Raw genomic sequence first — 16,686 nt, 5'->3', positions numbered from 1 at the left:
ACATCAAGTGTAACAGGAATAAATTCATCCGCGAATAGCTGCATTTTTTAAATATTCTGTTACTCTGCGATTATAAAGCCAGCAACCGTATTAATCTAATGAAAGAGACTCATAGCCAAAAATTAAAAACCATTTTACCTCTAAGCGCCCTTCTACTAACCCTAGCAGGTTGCGGACAAAGTGGAGCTCTTTATCTGCCAGATGATACTAAGCCGCCTGCAAAGTCTCAGCCGCAAGCTGATCCATCCGAACAACCAGAGCAAAAACAGGACCAATAGATGGACTTTTTTAACTACAATAATAATCAGCTGTTCGCTGAAGACATCGCTGTCAAAGAACTTGCCGAACAATATGGTACGCCTTGTTATATTTATTCACGCAAAACCTTTGAACGTCATTATCTAGCATTTGCTGAAGCTGCTAAGTCACATAAAAGCTTGGTGTGCTATGCCGTAAAAGCCAACTCAAATATTGCCGTGCTGAATATTTTAGCGCGACTTGGTTCAGGTTTTGACATTGTCTCAAAAGGTGAGCTTGCACGCGTTATCCAAGCAGGCGGAGACGCAAGTAAGGTTGTTTTTTCTGGCGTTGCAAAAACCGCTGACGAAATTGCTTATGCACTTGAATTGGGGATCAAGTGTTTTAATGTTGAGTCAGTGGCTGAGCTTGAGCGAATTTCAAAGGTGGCAACGGCTCTTAACTTGGTGGCACCGATTTCGATTCGCGTAAACCCAGATATAGATGCAAAAACGCACCCTTATATCTCAACCGGTTTAAAAGAGAATAAATTTGGTATTGATATTCAAACAGCTGTGACGGTGTATCAACATGCCGCATCTCTGCCCGGTTTAAAAATTACCGGTGTAGATTGCCACATTGGTTCGCAGCTAACAGAAATTAAACCTTTCTTAGCAGCACTTGAAAAAGTACTAACTCTTATCGAAGAGTTAAAAGCGGTTGGCATCAAGCTAACTCACCTAGATATCGGTGGTGGCCTTGGCGTGCCTTATAATGGCGAAACGCCTCCTCACCCAAGCGAATATGTTGATAAAATTACCGCTCGATTAGCAAACTACCAAGATTTAGAACTTATTTTTGAGCCTGGTCGTGCGATTGCTGCCAACGCAGGCATTTTAGTTACTAAAGTTGAGTTTATTAAACAAAACCAAGATAAGTTCTTTGCTATTGTTGATGCAGGCATGAACGATATGTTGCGCCCATCGCTGTATCAAGCTTGGCAATCTATTGTGCCAGTTGAACCTCGCACAGATGATACGCCTACTCACAACTACGATATTGTCGGCCCAGTTTGCGAAACCGGTGACTTTTTAGGTAAAGACCGTGAGCTTGCACTTCAAGCCGGTGACCTATTAGCACAGCGCAGCGCTGGCGCGTATGGTTTTACCATGAGCTCAAACTACAACTCACGCCCGCGTGTTGCAGAGATTATGGTGGATGGCCAGCAAAGCCATTTAATTCGCCAACGCGAAACCTTAGAAAGCCTTTGGCAAGGTGAGAAAATTTTACCATAAACGTTTTTATAACCGCCCTGCTCTGTGGCATGATTAGCTCAGAGCAAACCCGAATTAGAGCGTTATGTTAGTTAATTTTTCAAAAATGCACGGCCTAGGTAATGACTTTGTCGTTATTGATAACATTACTCAAAATGTTTTTTTATCACGTGATCAAATAAAGAAGCTGGCAGATCGCCATTTCGGCATTGGCTTCGATCAACTGCTTATGGTTGAAGCCCCTTACTCTCCTGATCTCGATTTTCATTATCGTATTTTCAATGCCGATGGTAACGAAGTTGAACAATGCGGCAACGGCGCGCGCTGTTTCGCCCGCTTTGTACGTATGAAGGGCCTGACCAATAAGCATAAAATCTCAGTTTCAACAAAATCTGGTAACCTCACGCTTTATATAGAGAAAGATGGTCAAGTAACGGTAAATATGGGCCACCCCAATTTTGAACCGAACAAAATCCCATTAAAAGCCAGCAAGCGTGAGTTGACCTATATTCTTCGTACGGAAGAACACACTGTATTTAGTGGCGCAGTGTCGATGGGTAACCCACATTGCGTGTTAGAAGTTGATGACATTCATAGCGCAAAAGTCGCTACCTTAGGCCCACTCCTTGAAAATCATGAGCGTTTTCCTCAACGCGCAAATGTTGGTTTTATGCAGGTAATTTCGCAAGATCACATTAAACTAAGAGTGTGGGAACGTGGCGTTAGTGAAACCTTAGCCTGTGGTACAGGTGCTTGTGCTGCGGTCGTGGTTGGTCAAATTCAAAGTAAGCTCGCTAATACCGTACAAGTTGACTTACCAGGCGGCAGTTTACAAGTACGTTGGCAAGGCGAAGGCCACCCTGTACGAATGACAGGCCCTGCTGAGCATGTTTTTGATGGACAAGTGGCATTATGAGCAAACTAACAGAACAACAAATTGCTGAATATTTAAAAGCACACCCTGATTTTTTTATTAAAAACCCTGATGTGCTCGCTGAAGTTGAACTACAACAGCAAACGGCGGGAACAACGTCTTTGGTACATATTCAACAACGCCAATTACGTGAACACAATACGTTATTAAAAAATAAGATTGATCAGCTCGTTGAGCAAGCAAAAGAAAACGAATTGATTTACCGCTTATTCAGTGAATGCCATCGTCAGTTATGGACTAACTACGACTTTACGACACTAGCTAGCAACTTACGTAATATTATTTGTACAAATCCATCAATTAACGAATGTCACTTAGTTAAGTACGATACAAAGTATGATGAATTAATTGCTCATCGCCTGCAAAACGACGGCATTTACTTGGGTCGAGTAAGCCAACAAGAAAGAGACTTACTATTTTCAGACACAACTCAATCGACTGCCTTATACTTAATTGGTAACACGAAACACCCTGTGGCAATTTTGGCGTTTGGTAGTGATGACGTTAATCACTTCGAACCGGCAAAAGACAGCTTTTTTGTCCTTGAGTTTGTGCGCTCATTGCAACTGCGCTTATTGGAACTTGCATGAGCGATGTGACGACGCCAGACATTGATGAATTAAGTGATGCTTGGCGAACACCCATCCAACTTTTTGCAGACTACTTACGCTACGAAAAACAATACTCAGCGCACACAGTAAACCAATACACGAGCCAGCTAGGCTTTGCAGCTTTGTACTTTAGTAAACTATGTGAAGACTGGTTTGCTGTTCAAGGTGAGCATATTCGCCGTTACAGCATGCAAATGCGCAGCAAACAATTAAGTGGTCGCACAATCAGTTTAAAACTGAGCTGTATTCGTAGTTTATATAAATTCTTAAAAGCCAAAAATATAGCCAGTCAGGCACATTATCATAATCCGGCAGAGGCAATTAAAGGGCCAAAATTTTCCAAGCCTTTACCCAAAAATTTAGACGTAGATCAAATGGCTAAGCTACTAGAGCTGCCCGATGATGAACCTTTAGCTATTCGTGACAAAGCCATGATGGAATTAATGTACTCTTCGGGTCTGCGTATTAGCGAGTTAGTTGGCGCTAACATACAAGATATAAACCCGACTGAAGGCGAAATTTTAGTCCGTGGTAAAGGTAACAAAGAGCGTTTATTACCTGTAGGCAGCAAAGCGCTCAGTGCATTAAAAGCATGGCTGAAAATTCGCCCTCAATATGCACACCCAGATGAAATTGCCGTGTTTGTTAGCAGCCAAAAAAAGCGAATTTCCGTACGCCAAGTTCGCCTTCGCATGCAAGAATGGGGTATAAAGCAAGGGATCAGCTCGCAAGTGCATCCGCATAAATTACGCCACTCATTTGCGTCACATATCTTAGAATCATCAGGGGATCTGCGCGCAGTACAAGAACTGTTAGGACACAGTAGTTTGTCTGCTACTCAGGTTTATACACATTTAGATTTTCAGCATTTAGCTAAAGTTTACGATAACACCCATCCACGCGCTAAAAAGCGCTCAACATCAGAGTAACCCCTTGTCATTATGATCCGATTTAACCGTGCCTTATCGCCAGTTTCTGTTTTAAGTTTTGATTTAGACGACACGCTTTACAACAACCATCCGATTATCAAATCAGCCTTACAAGCACAAGCTGATTACCTCGAGGCATTAGAACAATGGCCAGCCGATAGCATGAGCTACTGGTTAAAATGCCGCGATAATGCTTTAAAGCAAGATGCCACTCTAATCGATGATGTGACGCGCTGGCGACAATCAGCATTACACTATGCCATGACCGATCTGGGTTTTTCAGCAGAGCAAGCTCGTTTGCACGCCGAAAACGCTTATCAGGCATTCGCAGATGCCCGCAGTCAAATAACTGTTACTGATGAAGTACTTGAATTACTTGCTAACCTCAGTAAACACTACCGCCTCATCGCCATCACCAATGGTAATGTCGAAGTAGAAAAGTTTAACCTTAATGGTGTGTTTGAGTTAGTTTTACAAGCTGGCCCACACGGAAAAGCAAAACCTCACAGCGCCCTTTTTGATAACGCAGCAAAGCAGTTAGAGGTTACCCACAAGGAAATTTTGCATATTGGCGATAGCTTAGATACTGATGTACAAGGCGCCAATAATGCGGGCTGTCAAAGCGTATGGCTAAACAACCAGGCAACGCAATATCGTTATCAAGGATTAGCGGATATTGAAATAAGTAATATCATGGCACTCAATCATTTGGTTAAAAAGTAACGATTTTGAAAAATTTGTTTTATGCTGAGTAAGTAGGCAACGAAGATGTAAAACTGATGGGCGAAACGGATGAATGCTTTACTTAAATTAATATTGCTACTTTCTCTTAGTTTAAATGGTTACTTTATTTGGCAACTTTTTAACCCAGCAAAGCCGTTAGAAATAGAAACTGTCGCACCAGCGCCTAAAGTACAAAAAGGCACGGCGTTACCAGCCCACTTCCAGCAGGCAGTTGCACTATTTAGCAATCAGTTATTTGATAAAGCAGTTGCTGAGTACACTCAATTACTTGTGAATGAACCTCGCTATGCAAGGCAGCTAAAACGAGCTTGGCAACAGCAATTAGAATCATGGCTTTCCCATCAAAAATTCACTTTAAGTGAGCAATTTTTAACGGCCTTTTTAAATAGCCACCCTTACGATGTCGCTATGCTTGAGCTTGATGCTAAGCGTTTAATAGCACAAGGTGATACCCAACAAGGGATCATCAATTTACTGGCTCTTAGCAACCAATTAGACAGCAATGATAAGCAACAACTTAACAAACAAATTAATGAGATAAGCACATCCTATATTGATGAACTTATTGCGACGCAACAATGGCAAGCCTTACTTAACAGCAGTCAACAATGGCTTGATTACGCGCCAGGTAACGCGCATTACTTATATATCCATGCATTAGCTAACTATCATTTAGAAGATTATGTCGCAAGCCAAATTACCCTAGATCAACTGCCTGAAGATCATGACTATAAACCACAGGCTGAGCAATTACACCTGTTGATTCAACAAGCCTTAGCAGGTGTTGAAGTTATAGAGTTAACCGCTCGAGGTTCACACTTTTTAGTAAACAGTATTATCAACGATGATATTGAAACCGAGCTGATGATCGACACAGGCGCTAGCTTTACTGTAATTAACCAAACATTATTGAACTCGCTTAACACCCCAGCCAATTACCTTGGCACCTTGCAAGTAAACACAGCTAATGGAATTGTTGAAGCACAGCGTTATCAGCTCGAATCATTTCAAGTCGGTCAACAACGTATTCGTGATTTTGAAGTGCTGGTAATAGAAAATCATGCTGGCTATGGCTTATTAGGTATGAACTTTTTAGAGAGTTTTAAGTTTAATATCAATCAGCAAGTGAATGAGTTAGAGTTGATAAAGAACAATTTTTAAGGACAAACAATGACTCTTAACGAATTCCTGGCGACATTAGCAAGCACACCACAGCAAATTGAGTTTACCGATACCATGGCGGTTATAGACAGCAATTATGATTTTACCCCAAGCGGTTTTAACAATCATGGCTTGCTTAGTGAGGCAAATGAAAATAATGGCTCATGTAAAATTTTTGCCTTTGCAAAGCTTAATCAACTAAGCAAACAAAATACCCTAGATTGTTTTGGCGCGTTTTATCGTGATGACGTATTACACAATCCTGAAGGGCAAGACCATATGAACATTCGCACCTTTATGCTTGCCCCTGAAGCGACCCCTTTCTTAGGCATTACTTTTACCGAGCAAGACGTGCTTAAAGCGAAGTGATTAAAACCAATAATTAAAGGGTTTTTTCCATAAAATAACGGCAGCCGTCGAGTGGGTAGTTTTTCATCTCGTATTTAACTTGGTAGCCGTTTTTTTCGTAAAAGGGTTTGGCTTGGAAATCGAGCGTATCAAGTTGTGCAGTATTTGCACCAAACGCTTTAGCTTTGCTCTCTAATTCAGCTAACAATCGTGTCGCAAGCCCTTTACCACGTGTCTTATCATCACACCAAAGCCAACTAATAAGCAGCCAATTACCAAATACTTGGCCATGAATACCAGCAACAACACTGTTTTGTTTATTAACGAACTTAAAGCCTAAAGGAATACGCTCGGCATTAAAATGTGCGGCGTTGAAAGCCACAATATGTTCTCTTAGCTGGTTGTTTAGATCAGCTGAGTCATCACTTTTTAATTGATACATAGCATACCTATAAAATGTTATGACTCAGTATACGCTTATATCGTTAATCAGTATAAGTGGTTCTTGCCATAGGGTACTTCGAGCATGTTACTCGCCAGCTTTTCGGGCTGACCACACATTTCATCATAAGCACTGGTGTGGCGTAAAACCATATCGCCATAACTTAGGTGATCAAGACGCTTTTGAATATGCAACGGACTGAGATCTCGTATAAATTTACCTTGTTCATCAGTAACATAATACTCAACGTTATTTATTACCACAGACACTTGATACAGCGCCATTTCCAACGAATGAAGGATAACTTTTTGCAGTGGCTGATGGTCTGCAAGCTCTGATAACTTGATAGGCATGTGCGTTCCTCTTTGGTGGTGGAACTATTTATACGTGATTTTGATATACTGTGATCAAATTAATTGTACAAAAATCACTCATGCCAGAAAAAGTACGACTTGCTAAATTTATTGCCCACGCGGGTGTTTGCTCTCGAAAGCAAGCATCGCGCTTGATAGATCAAGGTGAGGTAACAGTAAATGGCCGTGCCGCAAATCATATAGATCATGTTGATGAGCACGATGATGTGATTGTACTTGGCGAAAAAATATCAGAAAAAGCGCCACTCACCTACTTTGCTTATCACAAACCCGTTGGTATAGATTGCAAATTAAATGCTGACGACCCAACCAGTCTTATTCATAGTTTACCTAAAACCACACGGGTTTACCCAATTGGCCGGCTCGACAAAGACTCCCGAGGTTTGTTGATTTTGACCAATGACGGTGAGTTTTGTAATCAACTGATCCACCCTGATTACCATCAACCAAAACGCTATTTAGTTACAGTAGATAAGCCCCTTGATGGGGACTTTTGTGAAAACATGGCGAGCGGTGTGCCTGTCGATAAGCAAATAACCCTCCCTTGCACGGTGACTCAAGTCAACGAAACGCAGTTTTGCATCGTCTTAAAACAAGGCTTAAATCGGCAAATACGAAAAATGGCTCGTTTTTGTGGCTACAAAGTCATCGACCTGTACCGCACAGATATCGCAAAGCTTTCACTCACCACGCTGAATTTGCCCGAAGGACAAATAGTCAGTATCAAAAAAAGTGACATTCTCTAACAAAAAAGTTTGCATTAATTGATTACGCGTGTAATCTTTAATTAAAGATTACATCTGTAGGCATAAAAATGATTGAACTTTCTAAAGCTGAATTCGAAGTATTAGATGCGGTATGGCTTGGCTACCCAGCCACGGCAAGTGAAGTAATTGCGCGTTTAAGTGACGATAAAGAATGGCACGAAAAAACCATCAAAACGCTACTAAGCCGTTTAGTTAAAAAAGGCGCTCTTAGCTTCGAGAAACAAGGCCGCCAATATAACTACACTCCTTGCATCGCCCGTGAAGAATACACATTAAAAGAAAGCCAAAGCTTTATTGAACGCTTTTTTAATGGCCGTATTGCGCCATTGGTGAGTGGTTTTGCTAAATCAGAGCAACTTTCGCAACATGACATTGATGAGCTAAAAAAGGTCATTGATGATTGGGAAAAACAGCAAAAATAAGGCGTTGTTATGTTAGATGCATTTTTTAATTGGCTGTTAGATCAACAGCTTTTGATCTCATCTGCAATTATGTTTTTATTGCTGCTAGAGCGAAAGCTGCTAAGCCAGCTTTCGGCACGCTTGGTTTATACACTCTGGGCGCTATTACCGATTAGTTTATTGCTAGCGAACTTACCAAATCACTTAAAACCGATACAAAACGACTTTATCAGTAAGCTGACTATCACACCAAACACAGTAATAATGCCGCAGTTTACGCTCACTTGGTTTGCTATTTATGGCTTTATTAGTGCAGCACTGCTGATCACTGCCGTATATTTTCATTACCGTTTTCTAGCAAAACTGCAATTAGAGCCAATTACGCTTGATCATCACAAAAACCAAAGAATGTGCCTTTACCAAAGCAACCAGGTGAGCTCACCTATGGTTGTAGGAGTTATAAACACCAAGCTAGTGCTGCCTACAAACTATCAAAGCCACTACGATAACCATGCTTTAGCGCTTATTTTAGAGCATGAATCAGTGCACATTAAACGCAAAGATAACCTAATTAATGCCATCGCGTTAAGTGCCACTATTTTGCTGTGGTTTAACCCTGTCGCTTGGCTTGGTTATGCAAGTCTGCGCCGTATTCAAGAGCTTTCATGTGATGAACAGGTACTCAAAAATAAATCGACAGAACAACGAATTTTATACAGTAAGGCATTAGTGCACTGTGCAAGCTTTAGCAGAACAGGCTTAATGGCTTATTCACAATACGGAGATAAAAACACCATGTTACAACGTCTAAATCAAATAAAGCAGATCGACAACAGCTCATTTATTGCAAAAACAGCGTTAGTTATTTTTACAACAGGCATGCTTAGCAGCTTTGCCATTGCAAAACAGCCGATGTCCGTTGAAAAGACAAAGGACTATCAAGCGGTGATGCGCGTAGAGCCGATATACCCAATTCAAGCTGCGGAGCAAGGTATTAGCGGTTCAGTCGTTTTGAAATACGATATTTTACCAACAGGAGCCACCAGCAATGTCAGTGTGGTAAGTGCCGAACCAAAAGGTATTTTTGACCGACAAGCCAAAATAGCATTAAGACAATGGCAATATGCGCCATCTGAATCTGGCTTTAAAAACGCCTTAGTACAACTCGATTTTGCCTTAGATGAAAACTATCAAGCAAATGACTTAATAGAAAAAATTAAAGTTAGCTCCAAGTAAGAGAAACAACTTAAGACCCTAAAGCAAGCGCCTTATTTAAGCCGCTTGCTTTGTGGTTTTTAACTCATTGCTTTGTAACTAGAGGCAAAGAGCAATCATTGCCACAGCGCTTACATAGCCAACAAGCCAGACTAATGAGCGTAAAATATCCTGGTTTATGTAGTAGAAAATACAGTACAACACGCGAGCAACAACATGCACAATCGCTAGGGTCTCAGTTACCTGATAGACATTATTGCTACCTATTACGACTGCCAGAGCGACTGCAAAAACAATCAACGATTCAAAGCTATTTTGATGCGCTGCCAACGCACGAGCACCAAAGCCGGTTAGTTTAGCTTGTTGATCGCGTGGGTGCTTATTGTCGTAGCCTGCCAACTTATTTTGTGCAAAAGCCACAGGTGCTTTGGCCAAATATGGTATAAGTACTGCGATGAGTGCGCAGATAATCAGTGTTGTCATGATATTTCCTTATTTTTTAACCGTATTAGCTTACCCTAGCGCAAACAAAAAAAAGCCGCTACTTATAACAGCAGCGGCCAGCAATAGCATCATTGTCACTATAGTCTAAAGTCGGCATAAAAGCCCTGCGGCATATTGTCACAGCTGAGTTTTTCTCAAGTTGGTCGATAAGCTAATGCCCTCATACTTTGGTTTTGTTACTCTAACCGCCTCTCCTTATTAATTTATTTTCAATATGACTTGGATTTTCTTAACTATTTTTGCGGCATTTATGCAGTCGTGGCGCAATGCACTGCAAAGTAAACTGAGTGCAACAGTGAGCGTTGCAGGGGTAACGCTTGCTCGCTTTATTATTGCCAGCCCGATTGCTGCACTGTATTTATTTGTACTTTATCAGTATCAAGACGCCGCACTTCCTGACTTTAATCTGGCTTTTATTGGCTACATTGTTGGCGCCAGTATCGTCCAAATCGTTGCCACCGGTTTGATGGTAAAACTGTTTAAAATGAATAACTTTGCAGTCGGCGCAGGGCTTGCAAAAAGTGAAGCACTGATGGCGGCCATTTTAGGTGTTATGTTCTTTGGCTCAGCACTCTCACTGCTAGGTTGGGTTGGCGTATTTATTGGTGCAATTGCGGTATTGCTATTAAGTGGCATCGCGAATGTTAAGCACTTTAATTTGGGCACTGCACTGCTTGGGCTTGCTTGCGGCACTTCTTTTGCTCTCTCTTCATCATGGATCCGTGAGGCAAGTTTAAATTCAGGACTAACTTTCCCGCACTCTGCCGCTTGGGTATTGTTACTGATAATCAGCTTACAAACCCTGATGCTATGCGTGTATATTGCATTCAAAGAGCGCGATACATTTAAGAAAATGTGGCAACACAAAGGCACCACGACCGCTGTCAGTTTTTGTAGCTGTTTAGGTTCAATCGGTTGGTTTAGTGCCATGAGCTTGCAGCATGTTGCTTATGTAAAAACGCTGGGGCAGATAGAAGTATTCTTTACCATTTTGGTATCGATTCTTTGGTTAAAACAGCCGTTAAAACGCCAAGACACGGCGGGGCTTGTGTTAATTGCACTGGCAGCCATTCTGGTAATGCTACCAAATTAGGCTTGTTCCTAGTCATTAAAAAAGCGGCATAGCCGCTTTTTTAATGACTAATTTTTAGCGTTATCACACCGCTAATTATCAGCAATACTCCGGCAATACGGCCAAATGTGGCGGCATCCCCATAAAATAAAATACCAACTAAGAAAGTGCCTGCGGCTCCTATGCCCGTCCATACCGCATAAGATGTTCCCATCGGAATATCCTTTTGCGCCAACCACAGCATAAAACCACTAGCGACCATAAACGCGACGGCAATTGCAATGCCTAACCAGCGACTGTCTGCCTGTTGAGACATTTTAAGGCCAACAGGCCAGCCAATTTCTAAAAGACCTGCAACTATTAAATACAACCACGCCATTAGTTATCTCGCTTTTTCAATATCACGTCATACAGATCTTCACGGCGGTCTTTTAAGTTTCTAACAGTACCTTCACTGTGAAGGATTTTCAGCTTATCCATATCTAAATCACTGAATAGCAGCATTTCGGTATTCGGTGTTGCTTCATTCAAGGTCGCATCATGCGGGAATGAGAAGTCAGAAGGAGTAAGCACTGCTGATTGCGAATACTGCACGTCTAAGCTCTCAACCTCAGGTAAGTTACCAACCGAGCCTGCAATCACAACATAACATTCATTTTCGATTGCGCGTGCTTGCGCACAATGGCGTACACGTAAGTAACTATTTTTTGTATCCGTCCAAAATGGCACGAACAAAATATCTAACCCTTGCTTAGCGAGAATACGTGACAGCTCAGGGAACTCAACATCGTAACAAATTTGAATACCGACACGACCCGCATCGGTTTCAAATACAGCAATTTTATCACCGCCTTGGATCACCCAGTCATTTTGCTCGTGAGGGGTAATATGAATTTTGCGCTGTTCATCGATTTTACCGCTGCGGTGGCATAGGTAGCTGACATTATAAATCTTGTCATCTTCAGCAAGCGGCATGGAGCCTGTGATAATATTGGCATTGTATTCAACCGCCATGCGCGACATTGCATCACGGAAGGTTTCTGTATATTCGGCCAGATAACGAATGGCTTCCGTTTGATTGCTTTGCTCGGTGAGGCCCATTAACGGGGCATTGAAAAACTCCGGAAACAGAATAAAGTCACTCTTATAGTCAGACACCGTATCAACAAAGTATTCCACTTGCTTAAGCAGCTCTTCAACAGACTCAACACAGCGCATTTGCCACTGTACGGCACCGACACGGACAATTGATTTGGTCGACTCAAGTACCGTATCAGTCGGCTCAAACATAATGTTATTCCACTCAAGTAAAGTGGCGTAACCAACTGATTCCTGATCTTCAGGAAGGTATTTTTTAAGTAAACGTTTAACTTGGAAGTCATTAGATAGTTGAAAGCTTAAAATCGGATCGTACAGCTCTTTGTGGTCAACTTTTTCGATGTACTCCATCGGAGTCATCTCTGCACTGTGATTGTAATAACGCGGAATACGCCCACCCGCTAAAATGGCGCGTAAGTTATACTGACGGCACAGCTCTTTTCGTGCATCGTATAAGCGACGACCCAATCGCATACCTCGGTGAGTTGATGAAATCACCACATCTAAACCATAAAGAGCATCACCTTCAGGATCACTAAATACTCGGTCATGGCCATCAACAATATCTTCGTAGGTATGTGGGTTAGAAAAGCGCGCGTAATCTACCTGAACACTCAGGGCGATGCCGACTAAGACACCATCGTCAACAATACCTATTTGCCCTTCCGGAAACTGGTCTATTAGCCTAAAAATAGTATGGCTTGGCCAAGCTCCACCAAGCCCTGGGTACGCTTGATCCATGAGGGTCTTTATTTGTGGGTACTGTTCTTTGGTTAGATTACAAATCTCTAAATGCGTTTTTTCCGCCGGCATAGCTACTCCTTTTTAGGCACGAGAGAATAATCACAGCAAACATTGCTCAGCATGTTTCTAGATTAGCTTTAACTAGAGTGGCATCAAATGCCCACTCTGCCAAGCCCCAAGCTTAACAAACATGATGTGAACAAACGCTTAGCTTCATTCATAAACATCAGTGACATGCGTTTACAAAGCAAAAGCGAGCAATTATAAACCTGCATTGCTCAACTTTTCATCTATAATTACGCTACTCTCCATGTGTATTTGAGGTTGGATTGATCAAACACTTATTAAAACAATCAAAGCAATCTGGCTTAGAAGAGATTGAACACGTTAAATTTCTGATTATTTCTAAAATCGCCTATTTCGCGTTGATTGTTCATGTCTTGCTGATCCCCGTATTTGCTCACATAGGTGCAAATACGCTTGCTTTAGTTAATATCTTGAGTGTGCTTGCTTGGGCAAGCGGCATCTTTTTAATTAAACAAGGGCTGACTTCACTGGCTCTTAGAGTATTTTGCCTTGAAGTAATTATTCATGCGGTAATTGTCTGTGCCACCCTTGGTTTAGGCGCAGGGTTCCAGTTTTACCTTTGGACTGTGTCTTGTATTTTAATGATCGATTATCAATTAACCTTTAAGCGTGCAGCTTTATATAGCTTAGTGATGATTGCGATATTCGCCCTGCTATATGTATTTTTTTCAGATGTTCAGTACAGCTTTGCTTACCCAGAATTACTACCACATGTAAATGTAATCAATATTATTATTGCCGGTTTACCTATGGTCTATGGCATGGGTCTAATCAGAGAAATCACTTTGTCGCAACGGGTTGAGTTAACAGAAATGGCAGCCCGCGACCCTCTCACCAAGCTTTATAACCGCCGTTTTGCTAAAAAATTAATCACTGCAGCACATCAAAAGAGCATAGAGCTTGAGAGCAGTCTTTGTATTGTTATGGCAGACATTGATAAGTTTAAAAGTATTAACGACAATTATGGCCATGAAAAAGGGGATACGGTGCTCGTTAATGTTGCAAGGCTAATTCGCCAATTTATTGATGATGAAGATATAGCGGTACGCTGGGGTGGTGAAGAATTTTTAATTTTATTAACTAATACAGATGCAAAGCAGGCCTTTACAAAAATTGAAACCTTACGTTTAAGAATCGCCGAACTAGAAGCGCATCATGAATTCCCCGATCTCAATGTCACTATGAGTTTTGGGCTTATTGAATGGCAACCGCTCGCTTCAATAGAAAAAATGCTACAACACGCTGATGAAGCGCTGTACAAAAGCAAGCACGCAGGACGCAACCAAACTACCATTGCTAAAGGTCAACGCCCTGCTTTCAAAGATGCTGATGCGGTTAATTAACCGCATCGATAGTGATACTGTGGGCAATCTCTTGTGGCAATAATGGCGTTAAACCATTACTAACATAATCGTTAAACCCGGCACGATAAAATTCTGACAATGGATGCCCTGATTGCCCACCAGGAATAGCCATTATCGCTTTATCTAAGTGCCCAGGTTGAACAATAAAGCGCTGTGAAGCACCAAAGCTACGTCCTTGCACCGAAGGCATAAAAGTATCCCCAAACCCAGGCTCCGTGGGCATATTCAATAAGCTTTTCAGTGCAGGTATTTGCTTGGCAAATGGGTGCTCTATCACTAATTCGTTAACCTTGCCCCACTCCCAGCTGTGCGGGTTGTTACCGTATTGTTCGGTTAGTTTAGTGATAACGCGATCAAAGGCTCCTATCATTTGTTGTTGCCAGTTTGCATACTCAGGGTTTAACCATGCTTCAGGCTGCGCTTCGATAAGTTGCCAAACAGCAGGTTCTAAGTCTCGTTTAACTGGTTTTAAGCTGCTGTCGAGGGCTTTTAGCTTATTCTCTAACGGGCTAAATAAACCGTTAATCACTTCACTGCGGTAGCGTTTTACTAAGGTGTAGCCAATTGAGTCGCTACAAGCACACGCCTGCCAATTATTTAGCTCTTTTAAATACAGGGCATATTTATCGCCTGCGGTGCTAAGCTGTTTGACCAGCAGTTTATGCCAAGAAGTTAAGAATCGAGCTTCGTTATCATGTTGTAAGTCATAAAAATCTTGTTCGTTGAACTGTTGTTTTTCAAATAAGCGGTCGCGAATTTGTGCCGAGCGAGCCCCCATGGCATAAGCACCATTACCAAAGCGCTGGTCATCCTCTGCGGAAACAACTCGTGAGTTGCCTGTCCATAAACGGCCACTTTCTGGGTTTTTAACAAATGGACGCTGGGTTTCGTTTTCGTGCCACTGTGCAGGATACGCTTGCTCAGCCACCGCTAATTGATGGGGCTCTTTACGGGCAGGCACGGCTCCCATATTCTTCCAAGCTGCGTTACCTTTATCATCAACAACCATCAGATTTTGTACAGGAATACCCACCTCAGCCGCAAGCGCTAGTGCATCATCAACTGTGTTTGCTTGCTCAAGCTTAAGTAACTCCATATCAACCGCATACTCATGGTGGGCAACCCAGCTTAGCGCATAAGGTTTGCCATTAATTTCTTTAACTGGGCCATACTCGCTCATGGTTAAAGCGTAATTTTCGCTGTTGCCGTCATTGAGTAAGATAGGTTCATCTATCTGCCAGGTTTTCTCTTTACTCTCAAGGGCTATCCAATCGGCTGTATCTAAATAACCATTGGTGAATCCCCAAGCTATCTTATTATTGGTACCAACAACAATGGCAGGAGCCCCTGGTAATGACACACCAGTGATTTGCTGCATTTCACCATTGAGTGGGTAATTGAGCTGGGCACGGTACCAAATGATTGGCACAGCAAACGATAAATGCATATCGTCAGACAACATTGCAGCACCAGTTTCAGTTAACTGCCCAGTAACCGCCCAGTTATTACTGCCAAGCTCCTTTCGGTCTGCAATTTCAGTCATAGCCCATTGAGGGTCTTTGAGATTAGGAATACCGCCGTCATAAGGCGCTAATTGGCTGTTGTCGAGTGCCGCTTGATAAAGGCTAGGCTGAGTAATAAAGTCGACCATCGCCTTACCATATAAATCTTCGATTTCGATCAGTGTTTTGTCGCGCTCAAAGGTGGCCGTTTGTAAATCTAAATACATACTAAAAATGATTAGTAAGCTGTCTTCGCTTTGCCAAGGTTTTGCGTCAGCGCCAGTCAGTAAATATTCAAAGCTATCGAAACCTACTTGCGCATGGCCTTCATTAACCCCATTCGCATACGCTTTTAATAGCGCTTTATCTTTTGCTGGTAACTGCGCAACAGCAATCTGACTGCGTTTACGTAACTGATGAAAACGCATTTTTTTATCAAGCCCAACGGCAGCTTTGCCAAATAACTCACTAAGTTCACCTGCTGCATTGCGGCGCAGTAAATCCATTTGAAAGAATCGGTCCTGACCATGAGCAAAACCAAGAGCATAGGCTGCATCTAACCGGTTTTCGGCATGAATAACAGCCTGTCCTAAGGTATCTCGCTCAATCTTAACTGATTGCGAAATAGCTTCGCTTTTACCGCGACCATCAAGTGCCGGTAAACTTAAGTTTAATACGCCATAAACAAGCCCCGTTGCGAGTAACATTACAACGAACAAACCTATTAGTAACCATTTGATTATCTTAAACATGCCAATTATCCTTGCGCCAAAGTAACACTATATTAACCTGAGTTTTGTTAAAGAATAGTGTTGCGATACAAATAATTGCAATTAGTACTCTTAGTTTGCTGTTCATTGTTAATTACCACAGAAATT

The 16,686-nt window shown here is 42.0% G+C and carries 19 protein-coding genes; 13 read left to right on the top strand and 6 right to left on the bottom strand.

Going from position 1 to position 16,686, the window contains the following annotated elements; genetic code table 11:
* Positions 1-98: 98 nt before the first annotated feature.
* The 8 genes from lptM (at position 99) to AUR67_RS11665 (ending at position 6,259) form a co-directional block, all read left to right on the top strand.
* Entirely contained in the window at positions 99-278 is a 180-nt protein-coding gene (gene lptM, locus AUR67_RS11700) for an LPS translocon maturation chaperone LptM (RefSeq protein ID WP_054554660.1), read from the top strand.
* Entirely contained in the window at positions 279-1,532 is a 1,254-nt protein-coding gene (lysA, locus tag AUR67_RS11695) for a diaminopimelate decarboxylase (protein ID WP_058585397.1), read from the top strand.
* Positions 1,533-1,596: 64 nt separating this feature from the next.
* The gene (dapF, locus tag AUR67_RS11690) at positions 1,597-2,427 is read left to right on the top strand and encodes a diaminopimelate epimerase (protein ID WP_058585396.1); all 831 of its coding nucleotides are present in this window, start codon (positions 1,597-1,599) and stop codon (positions 2,425-2,427) included.
* Positions 2,424-3,035, top strand: coding sequence for a DUF484 family protein (locus tag AUR67_RS11685; protein WP_058585395.1), 612 nt, complete (start codon positions 2,424-2,426; stop codon positions 3,033-3,035). Before dapF ends, AUR67_RS11685 begins: the two co-directional genes overlap by 4 nt.
* The gene (locus AUR67_RS11680; RefSeq protein WP_058585394.1) at positions 3,032-3,985 is read left to right on the top strand and encodes a tyrosine recombinase XerC; all 954 of its coding nucleotides are present in this window, start codon (positions 3,032-3,034) and stop codon (positions 3,983-3,985) included. The genes AUR67_RS11685 and AUR67_RS11680 overlap by 4 nt, the downstream gene beginning before the upstream one ends.
* A gap of 12 nt (positions 3,986-3,997) precedes the next feature.
* Positions 3,998-4,708, top strand: a complete 711-nt coding sequence (locus tag AUR67_RS11675) for an HAD-IA family hydrolase (protein WP_058585393.1) — start codon at positions 3,998-4,000, stop codon at positions 4,706-4,708.
* A 69-nt stretch (positions 4,709-4,777) separates the two neighbouring features.
* Positions 4,778-5,890 carry a TIGR02281 family clan AA aspartic protease gene (locus AUR67_RS11670; RefSeq protein WP_058585392.1) on the top strand — a complete coding sequence of 371 codons (1,113 nt, stop codon included), beginning with the start codon at positions 4,778-4,780 and terminating at the stop codon, positions 5,888-5,890.
* A gap of 9 nt (positions 5,891-5,899) precedes the next feature.
* Complete coding sequence (locus AUR67_RS11665; RefSeq protein WP_058585391.1) at positions 5,900-6,259, top strand: HopJ type III effector protein; 360 nt, start codon at positions 5,900-5,902, stop codon at positions 6,257-6,259.
* A 13-nt stretch (positions 6,260-6,272) separates the two neighbouring features.
* Here the strand turns inward: AUR67_RS11665 and AUR67_RS11660 are convergent, their stop codons facing one another.
* Complete coding sequence (locus tag AUR67_RS11660; protein WP_058585390.1) at positions 6,273-6,680, bottom strand: GNAT family N-acetyltransferase; 408 nt, start codon at positions 6,678-6,680, stop codon at positions 6,273-6,275.
* A 47-nt stretch (positions 6,681-6,727) separates the two neighbouring features.
* Positions 6,728-7,033, bottom strand: a complete 306-nt coding sequence (locus tag AUR67_RS11655; protein ID WP_058585389.1) for a DUF6482 family protein — start codon at positions 7,031-7,033, stop codon at positions 6,728-6,730.
* 80 nt (positions 7,034-7,113) lie between these two features.
* Between AUR67_RS11655 and AUR67_RS11650 the strand changes: the two genes are divergently transcribed.
* The 3 genes from AUR67_RS11650 (at position 7,114) to AUR67_RS11640 (ending at position 9,458) form a co-directional block, all read left to right on the top strand.
* Positions 7,114-7,800 (top strand): pseudouridine synthase, encoded by a 687-nt coding sequence (locus tag AUR67_RS11650; protein WP_058585417.1) that lies wholly within the window; start codon positions 7,114-7,116, stop codon positions 7,798-7,800.
* A 68-nt stretch (positions 7,801-7,868) separates the two neighbouring features.
* Entirely contained in the window at positions 7,869-8,243 is a 375-nt protein-coding gene (locus AUR67_RS11645; protein WP_054554650.1) for a BlaI/MecI/CopY family transcriptional regulator, read from the top strand.
* A 9-nt stretch (positions 8,244-8,252) separates the two neighbouring features.
* Positions 8,253-9,458, top strand: a complete 1,206-nt coding sequence (locus AUR67_RS11640; protein ID WP_058585388.1) for a TonB family protein — start codon at positions 8,253-8,255, stop codon at positions 9,456-9,458.
* Positions 9,459-9,536: 78 nt separating this feature from the next.
* Here AUR67_RS11640 and AUR67_RS11635 read toward each other — a convergent pair whose 3' ends face one another.
* The gene (locus AUR67_RS11635; protein ID WP_058585387.1) at positions 9,537-9,920 is read right to left on the bottom strand and encodes an MAPEG family protein; all 384 of its coding nucleotides are present in this window, start codon (positions 9,918-9,920) and stop codon (positions 9,537-9,539) included.
* Between the two features lie 235 nt (positions 9,921-10,155).
* Between AUR67_RS11635 and AUR67_RS11630 the strand changes: the two genes are divergently transcribed.
* Positions 10,156-11,034, top strand: coding sequence for a DMT family transporter (locus AUR67_RS11630; protein ID WP_082665625.1), 879 nt, complete (start codon positions 10,156-10,158; stop codon positions 11,032-11,034).
* A 40-nt stretch (positions 11,035-11,074) separates the two neighbouring features.
* Here AUR67_RS11630 and AUR67_RS11625 read toward each other — a convergent pair whose 3' ends face one another.
* Positions 11,075-11,392 carry a DMT family transporter gene (locus AUR67_RS11625; RefSeq protein WP_054554646.1) on the bottom strand — a complete coding sequence of 106 codons (318 nt, stop codon included), beginning with the start codon at positions 11,390-11,392 and terminating at the stop codon, positions 11,075-11,077.
* On the bottom strand, positions 11,392-12,924 hold the full coding sequence (locus tag AUR67_RS11620; protein ID WP_058585386.1) for a carbon-nitrogen hydrolase family protein: 1,533 nt from the start codon (positions 12,922-12,924) through the stop codon (positions 11,392-11,394). The genes AUR67_RS11625 and AUR67_RS11620 overlap by 1 nt, the downstream gene beginning before the upstream one ends.
* A 260-nt stretch (positions 12,925-13,184) precedes the next feature.
* Here AUR67_RS11620 and AUR67_RS11615 point away from each other — a divergent pair, with 260 nt between their 5' ends.
* Positions 13,185-14,285 carry a GGDEF domain-containing protein gene (locus AUR67_RS11615; RefSeq protein WP_235591829.1) on the top strand — a complete coding sequence of 367 codons (1,101 nt, stop codon included), beginning with the start codon at positions 13,185-13,187 and terminating at the stop codon, positions 14,283-14,285.
* Here AUR67_RS11615 and AUR67_RS11610 read toward each other — a convergent pair.
* Positions 14,278-16,560, bottom strand: a complete 2,283-nt coding sequence (locus tag AUR67_RS11610) for a penicillin acylase family protein (RefSeq protein WP_058585385.1) — start codon at positions 16,558-16,560, stop codon at positions 14,278-14,280. The two genes, AUR67_RS11615 and AUR67_RS11610, sit on opposite strands and share 8 nt — an antisense overlap.
* Between the last annotated feature and the right edge of the window lie 126 nt (positions 16,561-16,686).

The organism is Pseudoalteromonas sp. XI10 (genome assembly GCF_001469895.1).
Classification (GTDB): Bacteria; Pseudomonadota; Gammaproteobacteria; order Enterobacterales; family Alteromonadaceae; genus Pseudoalteromonas.
The sequence above is the reverse complement of the archived record's forward strand: the minus strand, read 5'-3'. Positions and strand labels throughout refer to the sequence as shown.

Coding starts and splice junctions, on each gene's coding strand:
- lptM (WP_054554660.1), top strand. CDS start 99: ATGAAAGAGACTCATAGCCAAAAATTAAAAACCATTTTACCTCTAAGC.
- lysA (WP_058585397.1), top strand. CDS start 279: ATGGACTTTTTTAACTACAATAATAATCAGCTGTTCGCTGAAGACATC.
- dapF (WP_058585396.1), top strand. CDS start 1,597: ATGTTAGTTAATTTTTCAAAAATGCACGGCCTAGGTAATGACTTTGTC.
- AUR67_RS11685 (WP_058585395.1), top strand. CDS start 2,424: ATGAGCAAACTAACAGAACAACAAATTGCTGAATATTTAAAAGCACAC.
- AUR67_RS11680 (WP_058585394.1), top strand. CDS start 3,032: ATGAGCGATGTGACGACGCCAGACATTGATGAATTAAGTGATGCTTGG.
- AUR67_RS11675 (WP_058585393.1), top strand. CDS start 3,998: ATGATCCGATTTAACCGTGCCTTATCGCCAGTTTCTGTTTTAAGTTTT.
- AUR67_RS11670 (WP_058585392.1), top strand. CDS start 4,778: ATGAATGCTTTACTTAAATTAATATTGCTACTTTCTCTTAGTTTAAAT.
- AUR67_RS11665 (WP_058585391.1), top strand. CDS start 5,900: ATGACTCTTAACGAATTCCTGGCGACATTAGCAAGCACACCACAGCAA.
- AUR67_RS11660 (WP_058585390.1), bottom strand. CDS start 6,680: ATGTATCAATTAAAAAGTGATGACTCAGCTGATCTAAACAACCAGCTA.
- AUR67_RS11655 (WP_058585389.1), bottom strand. CDS start 7,033: ATGCCTATCAAGTTATCAGAGCTTGCAGACCATCAGCCACTGCAAAAA.
- AUR67_RS11650 (WP_058585417.1), top strand. CDS start 7,114: ATGCCAGAAAAAGTACGACTTGCTAAATTTATTGCCCACGCGGGTGTT.
- AUR67_RS11645 (WP_054554650.1), top strand. CDS start 7,869: ATGATTGAACTTTCTAAAGCTGAATTCGAAGTATTAGATGCGGTATGG.
- AUR67_RS11640 (WP_058585388.1), top strand. CDS start 8,253: ATGTTAGATGCATTTTTTAATTGGCTGTTAGATCAACAGCTTTTGATC.
- AUR67_RS11635 (WP_058585387.1), bottom strand. CDS start 9,920: ATGACAACACTGATTATCTGCGCACTCATCGCAGTACTTATACCATAT.
- AUR67_RS11630 (WP_082665625.1), top strand. CDS start 10,156: ATGACTTGGATTTTCTTAACTATTTTTGCGGCATTTATGCAGTCGTGG.
- AUR67_RS11625 (WP_054554646.1), bottom strand. CDS start 11,392: ATGGCGTGGTTGTATTTAATAGTTGCAGGTCTTTTAGAAATTGGCTGG.
- AUR67_RS11620 (WP_058585386.1), bottom strand. CDS start 12,924: ATGCCGGCGGAAAAAACGCATTTAGAGATTTGTAATCTAACCAAAGAA.
- AUR67_RS11610 (WP_058585385.1), bottom strand. CDS start 16,560: ATGTTTAAGATAATCAAATGGTTACTAATAGGTTTGTTCGTTGTAATG.